Here is a 12,859-nt window from a genome sequence, read left to right as displayed (position 1 = left end):
GATGAGGTACTCATGGGCATAGGGCATAGGGCATAGGGCATAGGGCATACCTCACTTTTTTGAGAACCGCTATATATCCACCCCAAAACTATGAAAAAGAAAATCATCATTGGCATCATGGGTCCCGGCGATAGTGCCACATCAACCGACTTAGAAAACGCCTATCAACTCGGACAACTCATCGCCGAAGCAGGATGGATATTGCTAACTGGCGGTAGAAATGTCGGCGTCATGGATGCCGCCAACAAAGGAGCAAAATCAGCTAACGGTTTAACAGTCGGCATCCTTCCGGGGAATGACACTCGCGGCATTTCTGAAGCTGTAGATATTGCCATTGTCACCGATATGGGAAACGCCAGAAATAACATTAACGTTCTTTCTTCAGATGTAATAATTGCCTGCGGTATGGGCACGGGCACTGCTTCGGAAATTACCCTCGCCCTCAAAGCTAACAAACAAGTTATATTGTTAAATCACAGCCGTGAAAGTCAACTTTTTTTTCAAGGTTTAGCACAATTTAACATCTTTGTGGTAAACAATGCTGTAGAGGCTATGAATCAAGTTCGCGAAATCCTAGCAAATTCAAGATGAAATCCAAGATGAGACTAAGTAAATTCAACGGTTGTGCGATCGGCATTTTCCTGACTTTGGGGATTTTCGTCACTACCAAAGCAGACGGAAGAATTGCACAGTTCAGTTTCAGCAACAAATCCACTCAAAAATTAGCACAAACCCTCCCTCCTCCTCCCCCTTTCGCACAGCCTGTTACCCAACAAGAAGCGCCACCTATTCGCAGCGAATCCGTGCCGGATCAAATCGCCTTAGCAACCCATTTGCAGACAATCAAAGCTAGACTCTACGGTGCTTACTGGTGTCCTAACTGTCACACGCAACAAGAACTTTTCGGCAAAGAAGCATTTACCGCGATTACTTACATTGAGTGCGATCCCAGAGGCAAAGATGCTCAACCGGATTTGTGCAAAGCTGCCAATATTAAAGCTTATCCCACTTGGGAAATTCGGGGTAAATATTACACGGGCCGGCAATCTTTGGAAAAACTGGCTATTTTATCTGGTTATAAAGGCAGCCGCAATTTTCTGCCACAACTTCCCTCTCCTTAAAAATATCTAAATTAGTTCGCACTCGCCCACTAAGAAACCGGGTTTTTGAACCGAGATTGACGGTTTTCTGCAATTATTTTGGTTAAAAACCCGGTTTCACGCCACCCGTGCCTCCTAGACTATAAATGTAAAGTGCTGATGGCGCACCTAAAATTATGATTTTTATGAATTCAACTTCTGAATAATATGAATTGACGTGGCCGTGAGCTGGTTATTTAATTGTAATTAGGCGGACAGATATATGTCAATTTCAGACTAGCAGTTATTCAGGAGACTGAAGCGATGCAGTTACAATTTAGCAATAAACAAATAATCTGGACCAGTTTGCTATGCTTTTCGGCAATTGCATTTCCCCTAACGAGCCAAGCTATAACAGTACAAGAAGTACCGAATCCCCGTCAAGTAAATAACACTTGGGTAACGGACAAGGCAAACATTCTTAGCGACAGCACCGAAACTCAGCTCAATCAAATGATTTCGGATTTAGAGGCTAAAAATGGCTCAGAAATCGCTGTTGTGACAGTGCCTGATACTAAGCCATCGGCGACACCAAAAGCATTTGCTACAGAATTATTTAACTTTTGGGGTATTGGCAAAAAAGGTAAAAATAACGGAGTTTTATTGTTGATTTCTGTGGGGGAACGCCGCGTTCAAATTGAAACAGGTTCTGGCATTCAAAGCATTTTGCCGGATGCCAAGGTAGTGGGTATTATTCAAACCGCAATTACGCCCCCATTTAAACAGCAGGACTTTGACGGCGGTACATTAGCCGGGACAAAGGCGTTAGTAAATGTTTTACAAACTCCGACGGTAAATGCTCAATCTCAAACCACGCTGCCTTTGGCTCCAATCGTACCCTCTCAAGGGGTGAAACCGTCACCAATACCAAGTCAATCCCCAGTTATTAGCAATAGTACATCCACCAGTGAAGATTCATCGAATTTAATCTATGGCTTACTTGGGTTGTTATTCATAGCATTCATAGCGTTTATACCTTGCTTCATTATCTTCAGGATATTTCGCAGCTTATTTTCTCGGATATCTCGTTACCGCCACCGCCGTTATCCGCGCAATTACAGCAGTAACAATCCCAACCACGGCAGTAACAGTCCCAATTACAGCAGTAACAATCGCAATTACAGCATTAACAGCCACAACTATTACGGTGGGGGTGGCGACTACAGCAGTAACAGCATTGATTACTGTAGCACTAGCGACTACAGCAGTAACAGTAGCAGCGATGATTGCGGTGGCGACTACAGCACTAATAGCAGCGACTACAGCATTAGCAGTAGCGACTGCGGGGGTAGCTTTGGCGGTGGCGACTCCAGCGGTGGCGGTGGGGGTAGCGATTACAGCATTAGCAGTAGCGACTGCGGGGGTAGCTTTGGCGGTGGCGACTCCAGCGGTGGCGGTGGGGGTAGCGATTACAGCAGTAGCAGTAGCGATTATTGCGGTGGCGGCGACTACAGCAGTAGCAGTAGCGACTACAGCAGCAGTAGCAGTAGCGACTACAGCAGCAGTAGCAGTAGCGACTCCAGTGGTGGGGGTGGCGGTGGGGATTGGTAATTCGGGAATGGAGGCAGAAACCGAGTTTTTTTAACAGGAATTAGTCCCCCTCTGCGGGGAAGAAAGTTTGTATAGTTGCGGTTTTAACCGCCAAATAATCGAGGAGTAGTTAACTAAAATACTCTTCAACAATTTTCAAAATCCGCGAGGCGGCTAAACCGTCCCCAAAGGGATTAATTGCCATTGCCATTGCGTTGTATGCTTCCGAATTGCTCAGCAATTCTGCCGCTGCTGCTGTAATTATATCAGAATTAGTACCAACCAGTTTAGCAGTACCCGCAGAAATTGCCTCTGGTCTTTCTGTGGTTTCTCGCAATACTAAAACTGGCTTGCCCAAACTAGGTGCTTCCTCTTGCAAGCCGCCGGAATCTGTGAGGATTAAATGACATCTCTGAATGGCTCCTACTAATTCTGCGTAATCTAAAGGTTCAGTTAAAAAGACTCTCGGATGGTCGCCCAAAAGAGCTTTTAAAGGTTCTCTGACTGTGGGATTTCGATGTAGAGGTAAGAGCAAGGCTGTATCGGGAAATTTATCTAAAATTTGGAGAAATGCCTTAGCAATTCCTGCTAAGGGTTCTCCCCAATTTTCGCGACGGTGAACTGTTGCTAAGATAGTGCGATATTTGCTCCAATCTAAATTGGGAATGTTGCATTCGGGTTGGCGTTTGGCGACAGAAAGCAAAGCATCGATTACTGTGTTGCCTGTACGGTGAATTTCTCCCAAAACGCCCGATCGCCCTAAATTCTCTACAGCCAGCTCTGTCGGGGCAAAATGCAGCCGTGTGAGCTGAGATATCAACCGTCGATTAGCCTCTTCGGGGTAAGGATTGAACACGTCGTCTGTCCGCAATCCGGCTTCTACGTGACCTACGGGTATTTTCTGGTAAAATGCAGCCAAAGTAGCGGCAAACGCTGTCGTTGTATCGCCCTGAACTAACACAATTTCGGGCTGCAATTCTTTAAACAAGGCTTCTAAACCCTGCAAACTCCGGGATGTAATATCCGTCAAGGTTTGCTGGTGCTGCATAATTGCTAAATCCCGATCGGCTTTTAGATCGAACATTCGCATTACTTGCTCGACCATTTCTCGGTGCTGACCGGTTAAAATTACTTGCGTGTCAAAGGTTGGCGAACTTTTGAACTGTTGAATTACTGGGGCGAGTTTAATCGCTTCTGGGCGTGTTCCTAAGACGATGCAAACGCGGTGTGTGGCTTCGGGCATGGTAAAATTGGGTAGTTGAGATTTGCGAGGCTCTTAAAGGCGGAAAATTTTATAGCAGGTTTGAATCGTTGGTTAACAAGATTTATTTTTTTATGAACCGCAGAGGGCGCAGAGGGCGCAGAGGAGAGAAGAGAGATAGAAAGTGGTTTGACGTTGGGTGGGGGCGGGTTTTTGAGATTGTGAGTTTTAGCCAATTATTGTCGGTGAAACCCGCCCCTACAGGATTATTGATATTAGTACATTTTTGTTAATTGCTTATGCCCTATCGTTACATTCTATTTTACAAACCTTATGATGTTTTAACTCAATTCACTGACAACTCCAGCGAAACTAAACGCAGCACTCTCAAAGACTATATTCCTATTCCTAACATTTATCCAGTAGGAAGGCTCGATCGCGATAGTGAAGGTTTGTTGCTGCTAACGGATGATGGACAAATGCAGCACCGCCTCAGTGACCCCAAATTCGCTCATCCCCGCACTTACTGGGTGCAAGTTGAACGAATTCCCGATGCAAGTGCGATCGCCGCTTTGCAGACAGGTGTCACAATTCAAGATTATCGGACTCGATCGGCAAAAGTGCAATTATTGTTAGAAGAACCACCTTTGCCCCCCCGCGAACCGCCGATTAGATTTCGCAAAAACGTGCCGACAGCTTGGCTGGAAATGACTCTCACAGAAGGCCGCAACCGCCAAGTCCGCCGGATGACCGCAGCAGTTGGGTTTCCGACGCTGCGGCTAGTCAGATGTGCGATCGGGCATTTGCGTCTCGAAGGCCTCAAACCCGGTGAATGGCGGGAACTAACTCAAGCCGATTTGAGATTTTAGATTTTAGATTGGAGAATTACAGTCAACAGCCTTGACATTTAGGACATTCTTGATATCTGAAACTATTACTGCGACTGCATTTCCCTTCTTCCTTCTTCCTTCTTCCTTCTACCTTCTTCCTTCTACCTTCTTCCTTCTACCTTCTACCTTCTACCTTCTACCTTCTACCTTCTTCCTTCTTCCTTCTACCTTCTACCTTCTACCTTCTACCTTCTTCCTTCTTCCTTCTTCCTTCTTCCTTCTTCCTTCTTCCTTCTTCCTTCTTCCTTCTGCTTACTTTCGAGGCGGCAAAATAAAACTCTCGTTTCCATCCTTATCTTTTTGCACCTGAGCTCCCAACTTGACAAGAGCTTGTCTCGCCCTTTGACGCACCAACTTATCATTTGTTTGAGCATAAACCGTGCTCCAAGCAGTAAACCGCACCGGCACGCTATCGGGATCTCGGCGCAAAAACTCAGCAGTTGCTCGAAACCTCGGCGCCAATTGTGGCCCTTCCGGGGTTCCTTCCACCCAATCAGCGGCCATTTCGTGAGAGCGAATTGACTCGCGAATATCCCCCAACAGCAGCAACTCATCAATACCTTTAGTTCGCCACACTATCCACGATTGGGAATGAAGTTGCGGCGAAAGGGCAAGGGCCCTAGTACCACGCTCTATAAAGTTAACAGCAGTTTCAGGCTTTCCTTGATAAAAAGAAATAGCTGTGGAAAGAAACAGGTAGATGTCAGCCCACCGCGGGTCGCGCTGCGTAACTATGTCAAAATAATCTTGGCTCAGATTGTAGCCCGTCACATCTCGCGCTTCGTCGTCGCCAAAATACTGCAAAAATTTGAGAAATGTCCAATCTGCAATTAAATTGTCAAACCCAAAACTAGGGATTGTTTTGAGCATTTTTAGCCGCAGGGCTTCTTGCTGCGCTTCTTGCTGTGCGGCTTGCTTGAAACTGGCAGCAGATATTCCAGAGGGCGGCTTGGCCCCCTGAAGGCCAACTGCTGGGGACATTCCGCCCAACTGCCCGCTCGACTGCATGGCGACGACCCCCGCCAGCGCTGCTAGACCGATAACTCCATTAAGGAGCAGGCTCAACCACTTACGCGAAAATTGTTCGATTTTAGCTTCCACGGCACTTTATAAATCCAAGTTTTAAATTAAGTTTATTGAAAGAGAGTAATATTTGGTTGGCGATCGACTAAAAATCTCGTTAAACTGTCCAAAGGGATGGTGGAGCCTCCACAAAATAGTTTAAGTAGTAGTGTGAGATTTTTTAGCAATATAAAATCTCAAATCAAAAATCTAAAATCGAATTGAGCCAAATTCAATGAATCAAGCCCGCAAACGCTTTTCAAAGTTACAGGCAGCCCTGTTCAGTGGGGCGATGGCAACAACCGCTTCGATATCTTTGCTCGTTCCCGGCCTGAGTCAATCAGTCCGCGCTGAGCTTCAAGATAGCCCCAAAGCTGTCTTAGACGAAGCTTGGCAAATTGTCAACCGAGAGTATGTTGATGGCAGCTTTAACAAGACTGACTGGCAATTGACCCGCCAAGAACTGTTGAGCAAAAACTATACCTCTCGCGAAGCTGCTTACACCGCTCTCCGCAAAGCGCTAGAGAAATTAAACGACCAGTACACGCGCTTCATGGACCCGAAGCAGTACGAAGCGCTGACGAATCAAACCTCTGGGGAACTGACAGGGGTGGGGATGAGGCTGGAAGAAGACGAGAAAACGAAAGCGATTAGGGTAGTCGAGCCGATGGAAAATTCCCCGGCCCTGAAGGCAGGGATTCTAGCGGGTGATACGATTTTGGTGATTGACGGCAAAACTACCAAAGGCATGACTGTCTCGGATGCGGCTCAGGTAATTCGGGGCGACGAAGGTACGAAAGTCACGCTGCGGATTGCTCGTGAGGGCAAAAGCGAATTTGACATCACTCTGACTAGGGCGAGAATTGAGGTAGCAGCGGTGCGCTACAGCCTCAAGAATGAAGGCGGTAAGAATGTGGGTTACATCCGTTTGCAAGAGTTTAGCTCCCACGCGGGCGAACAAATGGAGGCGGCGATTAAAAAGCTCTCGGCTCAGAAAGCTGACGCTTTTGTTTTGGATTTGCGGGGGAATCCCGGCGGTTTGCTGCGAGTGAGCATTGATATCGCTCGGATGTGGATGGATACAGGGGCGATCGTCCGCACAGTCGATCGCGCGGGCGATTCTCAGGAAATGAAGGCAAATCGCACTGCGCTCACTGACAAGCCTTTGGTGGTGCTCGTGGACGATAACTCGGCCAGCGCCAGCGAGATTTTGGCCGGTGCTCTGAAGGATAATAAGCGCGCAACTGTGATGGGCGGCCAAACTTTTGGCAAAGCTTTGGTGCAGTCGGTGCATTCTTTGGCTGACGGTTCGGGATTGGCGGTGACGATCGCTCACTACTATACTCCCAACGGTACGGATATCAGTCAGAAAGGGGTTACTCCCGATGTTAAAGTCGAAGTCACCGACGAACAAAAGCTGAAATTAGCTAACAAACCGATGTTGGTTGCGACTAAGGATGATCCTTGCTACGCGCAGGCGATCGCACTTTTGCGAACTACCGCTTCGTCTCCCCCTCCCGTAACCGCTAATGAGGCTCTTGTTCCTAAAAAGTAAGTAGTTGAAACCGTAATTTATTAACCATAAGGATTAAGATGAAGCCCGCGCCAGCGGGTTTTGTTTTTATGCTTATGGTTATGGGTTATTAAGTAAATTTAGGTGATTTAATGTAGGATGCAGATGGTTGAAAAGCTTGCTCTCTGAGCATTATTCCTTCTTCCTTCTACTTAAGTTATTGGTGAATGTATCTCCTGATTAAAGCACATTAGTGGGATGGGAATTTTTTAACCGCAGATGTCAGCAGATGAACACAGATGCACGCTGATGGGATTTCTGAATTGGGGATTTCTGACTTAATTAGTCATTCATGCGCCGGATAAACTCTAAGGGCAAACCGTCTGTATCAGCAATAAAAGCTACTTCGTAAACATTTGGCCCGATCGCCTGTTGAGTCGGTTCTAATAAAACTTTCAAAGCTTGAAACTGGTTTGGTTGGTCTTTAGCAGCTTCCTCAAACCGTTCTTTCAGAGACTGCAACCAACTAGGCAAGTCAGTTGTCGCTTCAGTTAAATCGAAAGATAAATGATAATATCCAACATAATGCTCGTCTCCGAAAGCATCCGGTGCGGGTTTTGGTTCCGGGATTTGAATGAGTTCGATGCGTCCGTTGAGACCTTCCATCCAACAGGCTAGGGTGTAACCTGTGGTAAAGCGATCGCTCACAGTAAATCCCAACTGTTCGTAAAAGGCGATCGCCCGGTGTATGTTAGCAGTGCGAATCGAGGCGTGGTGCATTCGATTTTAGATTTTAGATTTTAGATTTTAGACTGGAAATAGGAATTGCGATTTGAGATTTTATATTTGAGAGGGTAAACTCGGAAGTCGGAATTAAAAACGATCGCATCTGTTGCCCAAAAGTAATAGAGCCTTGTTTTTTCTTCCTTCTTCCTTCTTCCCTCTTCCTTCTTCCCTCTTCCTTCACTTATTCAAACAACCGAAAATAAGGATATCTAATCGGAACTCCCGGCTCTTTTTCCAAATCAAAATTAATCACTTCCCAACAAGGGTCTTCTTGGGGATCGGGGCTAAAATCCACAGGCAAACCGTACAGCCTCGGCCTGGGCGATTCCGACTGACCGCGCCAAGGCGTGCTGCGTTCCAAATAAGCGCTGATTAAGTCTCGATAGCGTTGGGCAACGATCACGCGAGTTGCTCGGTAGCCTTGAGTATAAAGTCGATCGAGCGCCTCGTGAATTTCAAACCGAATCCCGTCCGGGTGGGTGTGCTGGCGATACCATTCATTCTCCCAGCGGCGCCAGTGCCGCCCCGACTGAAGGTGAACCAGTTCCCCCGTTTTTGGATCTGCCTCAAATGCCCCGTGACGCGGACACAAATAGGTATCCGTGAGCGTTAGAGCCGGAATTGTTTGGCGACAGTGGGGACACTGAATTTCCGGGCCAAACATCGGGTATTGCAAGGCAACTTCAATCATTTATTTGCGTCCCAGCATATTTTCTCTGCAAAAGTGCCAAATACTTTTATTATATCCCGTATCAACAACCAGCTAATCTGCTAGAAGTATAACGATCGACCAACTAATGAGCAATCTCAACGAACCTCTGTCTGCACTTCCTTCCTATTGGCCCAGGCCCGATCTATCCCAAGCGGCTTTTGTCGCTGAAGGCGCTGTTGTGATCGGCAGGGTAGAGGTGGCTGCAGGCGCTAGTATCTGGTACGGGGCGGTGGTGCGGGCGGATATAGAGCGAATTGCGATCGGCTCAAGTACCAATATCCAAGATGGAGCAATTCTGCACGGCGATCCGGGGCAACCGACTGTTTTGGAAGATTTCGTGACAGTCGGACACCGAGCCGTGATTCACTCAGCTTACATTGAACGGGGCTGCCTGATCGGGATTGGGGCGATCGTCCTCGATGGAGTCAGGGTAGGAACAGGCTCTATCGTCGGTGCAGGGGCGGTTGTCACCAAGGACGTTCCCCCTCACACGCTAGTTGCGGGAGTGCCTGCCAAACGCCTGCGGGATGTCTCTGAGGAAGAAGCTGCGGAGTTGGTGGAACACGCTAAGCGTTACGAAAAGTTGGCTTTGGTACACGCGGGGAAAGGTTCTGATTTGGGATTTGGTGAGTTGATAGAATAAGATTTTCAGCAAAAAACTATTAGTTTCCAATGGCTTACACCGCGCCAAAAATCTTAACTTTTGAAACATTCCTCGATCGATATGGTGACAACTTCCGCTACGAGCTCGCTGACGGAGAATTAGTTGACATGGAACCCACAGGCCCGCACGAAACCGTCAGCGGTAAACTAGCAACTCAAATCGGCATCGCCATCGCAGCAGAAAAACTACCCTGGTTCATTCCCCGCACTTGTTTAATCCGTCCATTTTCAGACGCAGCTACCGCCCGCCGTCCCGATATTGTCGTATTAGATGAAACTGCTATTGTCAGCGAACCTCTTTGGGAAAGAGAACCTGTGATTACGCTGGGGCGATCGGTTAAATTGGTTGTAGAAGTAGTCAGCACTAATTGGGAAACAGATTACGCCCGAAAAGTTGAAGAATATGCTCTTTTAGGAATTCCAGAATATTGGATAGTGGATTATCGCGGATTGGGGGGCGTGGCTTTTATCGGTAAACCAAAACAACCTACTATCACCGTTTCCGAACTGATTGACGAAGAGTACGCGCAGCAACAATTTCGCCTCGGTCAACCAATTATTTCTCCTCTGTTAAAAAGCTTGCAACTTCGCCTAGAGGATATTCTGCCCCGTTAGGCGATCGCCCAAACGGTTTTAGATTTTAGATTTTAGATTTTAGATTGGAGAATTGATTAATCCGGCAGCCCTGAACGCAATTGCTTTTGGCCAACAATCAACCGTCAACAATCTTCGGAAATATCGGTATTTGTTCGAGCGATAAAAGTTTAAAATAAAATAAAAAAAATTGTAAAGCTCGATCGAGCGCTAAGATTAATCACATGAATAACGATCGCACATCTACTCCAAACATCCCTCCCCACACCTGGAAACGTCCCATCGGCATCGGTTGGGAGAATCCCTATACAGTCCGCTACGCAAGCAATCTCGACGATGGGCCCTGGCACGGAATGCCTCTGGGCGGGTTCGGTGCCGGCTGCATCGGGCGATCGTCCCGGGGCGACTTCAACCTCTGGCATATTGACGGCGGCGAGCACATTTTTCGCAGTTTGCCCGCTTGTCAGTTCAGCGTTTTTGAAGAAACTCAAGGCAATAAACAAGCTTTTGCACTGTCCACTGAACCGCCTAGCGATGGCAGTTTATCTAGTTGGAAATGGTATCCTTGCGAAGGAAGAAGGAAGAAGGAAGAAGGAAGAAGGGAAGAAGAAGAAAGAACCGGGGAAGAGTCTAATTCTTCGGGTACTTATCATGCTTTGTATCCGCGCAGTTGGTTTGTTTACGAAAATGTGTTTCAGGCTCAATTAAGCTGCGAGCAATTTTCTCCAATTTTGCCGAACAATTATCAGGAAAGCAGTTATCCTGTAGCCATGTTTGAATGGGTGGCGCACAATCCTACAGATGCGCCGATTACTCTCAGCATCATGCTGACTTGGGAGAATATTGTTGGTTGGTTTACTAATGCCAATAAATCGCCGAAAGTGATGGTGCGAGATGATGGTAGTCCATTTTATGACTATCAACCCAGGTGGGGAGAAAGCGGCGGAAATTTTAATTTGTTGGTGGAAGATTTTCACCGGATAGGTTGTGTGATGACGCGGTTGACTGCTGAAGACGAACCGCAAGAGGGGGATGGACAATGGGCGATCGCAACTATTACTAATCCAGCGGTAGAAGTATTCTATCAAACTCGCTGGAACCCGGCGGGGAATGGCGACGATATTTGGCGCAACTTTTCTGCTGAAGGTTTCTTGTTGGATGACAAAGACGAGACAGCAGCAGCAGCAGGAGAACATTTGGCTTGTGCGATCGCAGTTCGCTTTACTATTCGACCGGGAAAAACTCGCAAAATTCCCTTTATTATAGCTTGGGACTTGCCCGTTACTGAGTTTGCATCGGGAGTTTGGTACTACCGTCGCTACACAGATTTCTTCGGCCGCAACGGCAAAAATGCTTGGCCGATTATTCGCACTGCAATGAAGCATTCGGATACTTGGCGCGAAAATATTGAAGCTTGGCAAAAGCCGATTTTAGAACGGAAAGATTTGTCAGACAGTTTTAAAATGGCTTTGTTTAACGAGTTATACGCCCTGACAGACGGCGGTACTCTGTGGAGTGCGGCTGACGAACGTGATCCAAAGGGTCAATTTGCGGTTTTGGAGTGCATTGATTACCGCTGGTACGAAAGTTTGGACGTGCGGCTTTACGGTTCTTTTGCTTTGTTGATGCTGTGGCCTGATTTGGAAAAGTCGGTGGTTTTAGCGTTCGCGAGGGCAATTTCAGCCGGAGACGATACGCCGAGAATTATTGGCTGGAATCAAGCTTCTGCTATTAGAAAAGCTGTCGGCGCGACGCCGCACGATTTGGGTGCTCCTAACGAACATCCTTGGGAGAAAACGAATTATACTAGCTATCAAGATTGCAATTTGTGGAAGGATTTGCCTTGCGATTTTGTGTTGCAGGTTTATCGGGATTTCCTGTTGACGGGCGGCACAGATTGTGAGTTTCTGCAAGAGTGTTGGCCGGCAATTGTTGAGGCTTTGGCTTATCTGAAAACTTTTGATGAGGATGGGGACGGAATTCCTGAGAATTCGGGAGCACCGGATCAGACGTTTGATGACTGGCAAATGCGGGGGATAAGTGCGTATTGCGGGGGTTTGTGGTTGGCGGCGCTGGAGGCTGCTATCGCGATCGGCGAAATCTTGGAAAATGCAGCACCGGAGATAATTCCTAACCCTCAAGCAAAGATTGCATTATATCACAGTTGGCTGCTCCAAGCAAGACCGAGCTATCAAGAAAAACTGTGGAACGGTCAATATTACCGTTTGGACAGCGAGAGTAATTCCGAAGTGGTGATGGCAGACCAACTGTGCGGTCAATTTTACGCGAAACTGTTAGGATTGCCGGATATTGTGCCGCCAGAATGTGCAGTCAGCGCTTTAGAAACCGTGTATGAATCTTGCTTTTTGAAGTTCAATGAGGGGGAGTTCGGTGCGGCGAATGGGGTGATGCTGAACGGTTCGCCGGAAAATCCCAATGCAACTCATCCTTTGGAAGTTTGGACGGGGATTAATTTTGGGTTGGCTGCTTTTTTAGTACAGATGGGAATGGAGGAGAAAGCGTTTAAATTGACGGATGCGGTGGTGAAACAGATTTATGAAAATGGGTTGCAGTTTCGCACGCCGGAAGCGATTACGGCGGGGGGAACTTTTCGGGCGAGTCACTATTTGCGGGCGATGGCGATTTGGTCGATTTATGGAGTGTTGACTGGTTTTAAAAGATGACAGGACTTACGCATAGGACTAAAGAAACCGGGTTTTTATGTAATCTTCGGGATACAACGAAATATTTCCCTAAAAAAGCCGGTTT

At 47.1% G+C, this 12,859-nt stretch carries 13 protein-coding genes; 8 read left to right on the top strand and 5 right to left on the bottom strand.

The window, feature by feature from the left end:
- The first annotated feature begins 90 nt into the window (after positions 1–90).
- The 3 genes from QUB06_RS28635 (at position 91) to QUB06_RS28625 (ending at position 2,690) form a co-directional block, all read left to right on the top strand.
- Positions 91–591 carry a TIGR00725 family protein gene (locus tag QUB06_RS28635; RefSeq protein WP_333438164.1) on the top strand — a complete coding sequence of 167 codons (501 nt, stop codon included), beginning with the start codon at positions 91–93 and terminating at the stop codon, positions 589–591.
- A gap of 8 nt (positions 592–599) precedes the next feature.
- Positions 600–1,121 (top strand): hypothetical protein, encoded by a 522-nt coding sequence (locus tag QUB06_RS28630; RefSeq protein WP_333438163.1) that lies wholly within the window; start codon positions 600–602, stop codon positions 1,119–1,121.
- 282 nt (positions 1,122–1,403) lie between these two features.
- The gene (locus QUB06_RS28625; RefSeq protein ID WP_333438162.1) at positions 1,404–2,690 is read left to right on the top strand and encodes a TPM domain-containing protein; all 1,287 of its coding nucleotides are present in this window, start codon (positions 1,404–1,406) and stop codon (positions 2,688–2,690) included.
- 109 nt (positions 2,691–2,799) lie between these two features.
- On the opposite strand, the gene wecB is transcribed toward QUB06_RS28625, so the two are convergent.
- Entirely contained in the window at positions 2,800–3,912 is a 1,113-nt protein-coding gene (gene wecB / locus QUB06_RS28620) for a non-hydrolyzing UDP-N-acetylglucosamine 2-epimerase (protein ID WP_333438161.1), read from the bottom strand.
- Positions 3,913–4,169: 257 nt separating this feature from the next.
- Between wecB and QUB06_RS28615 the strand changes: the two genes are divergently transcribed.
- A complete protein-coding gene (locus QUB06_RS28615; RefSeq protein WP_333438160.1) occupies positions 4,170–4,739 on the top strand; it encodes a pseudouridine synthase in 570 nt (189 codons plus the stop codon).
- Between the two features lie 273 nt (positions 4,740–5,012).
- Here QUB06_RS28615 and QUB06_RS28610 read toward each other — a convergent pair whose 3' ends face one another.
- Positions 5,013–5,861, bottom strand: coding sequence for a hypothetical protein (locus QUB06_RS28610; RefSeq protein WP_333438159.1), 849 nt, complete (start codon positions 5,859–5,861; stop codon positions 5,013–5,015).
- A gap of 196 nt (positions 5,862–6,057) precedes the next feature.
- Here QUB06_RS28610 and ctpB point away from each other — a divergent pair, with 196 nt between their 5' ends.
- Positions 6,058–7,377 (top strand): carboxyl-terminal processing protease CtpB, encoded by a 1,320-nt coding sequence (gene ctpB / locus QUB06_RS28605; protein WP_333438158.1) that lies wholly within the window; start codon positions 6,058–6,060, stop codon positions 7,375–7,377.
- Positions 7,378–7,677: 300 nt separating this feature from the next.
- Here ctpB and QUB06_RS28600 read toward each other — a convergent pair whose 3' ends face one another.
- From QUB06_RS28600 to QUB06_RS28590, 3 genes are read right to left on the bottom strand one after another with little or no spacing between them, the layout of a single operon-like run.
- A complete protein-coding gene (locus QUB06_RS28600; protein ID WP_333438157.1) occupies positions 7,678–8,115 on the bottom strand; it encodes a VOC family protein in 438 nt (145 codons plus the stop codon).
- Between the two features lie 13 nt (positions 8,116–8,128).
- A complete protein-coding gene (locus QUB06_RS28595) occupies positions 8,129–8,302 on the bottom strand; it encodes a hypothetical protein (protein WP_333438156.1) in 174 nt (57 codons plus the stop codon).
- Positions 8,303–8,812 (bottom strand): TIGR02652 family protein, encoded by a 510-nt coding sequence (locus QUB06_RS28590; protein WP_006631343.1) that lies wholly within the window; start codon positions 8,810–8,812, stop codon positions 8,303–8,305.
- A 106-nt stretch (positions 8,813–8,918) separates the two neighbouring features.
- Here QUB06_RS28590 and QUB06_RS28585 point away from each other — a divergent pair, with 106 nt between their 5' ends.
- The 3 genes from QUB06_RS28585 to QUB06_RS28575 all read left to right on the top strand — a co-directional run bounded on the left by QUB06_RS28585 (position 8,919) and on the right by QUB06_RS28575 (position 12,774).
- On the top strand, positions 8,919–9,476 hold the full coding sequence (locus tag QUB06_RS28585) for a gamma carbonic anhydrase family protein (RefSeq protein WP_333438155.1): 558 nt from the start codon (positions 8,919–8,921) through the stop codon (positions 9,474–9,476).
- Between the two features lie 29 nt (positions 9,477–9,505).
- Positions 9,506–10,111 (top strand): Uma2 family endonuclease, encoded by a 606-nt coding sequence (locus tag QUB06_RS28580; protein WP_333438154.1) that lies wholly within the window; start codon positions 9,506–9,508, stop codon positions 10,109–10,111.
- Between the two features lie 203 nt (positions 10,112–10,314).
- Positions 10,315–12,774, top strand: coding sequence for a GH116 family glycosyl hydrolase (locus tag QUB06_RS28575; RefSeq protein ID WP_333438153.1), 2,460 nt, complete (start codon positions 10,315–10,317; stop codon positions 12,772–12,774).
- Positions 12,775–12,859: the final 85 nt, after the last annotated feature.

This window comes from Microcoleus sp. D2_18a_D3 (genome assembly GCF_036702455.1).
Lineage (GTDB): Bacteria > Cyanobacteriota > Cyanobacteriia > Cyanobacteriales > Microcoleaceae > Microcoleus.
Note: the sequence above shows the minus strand (reverse complement) of the source record. Positions and strands in the feature narration are given on the sequence as shown.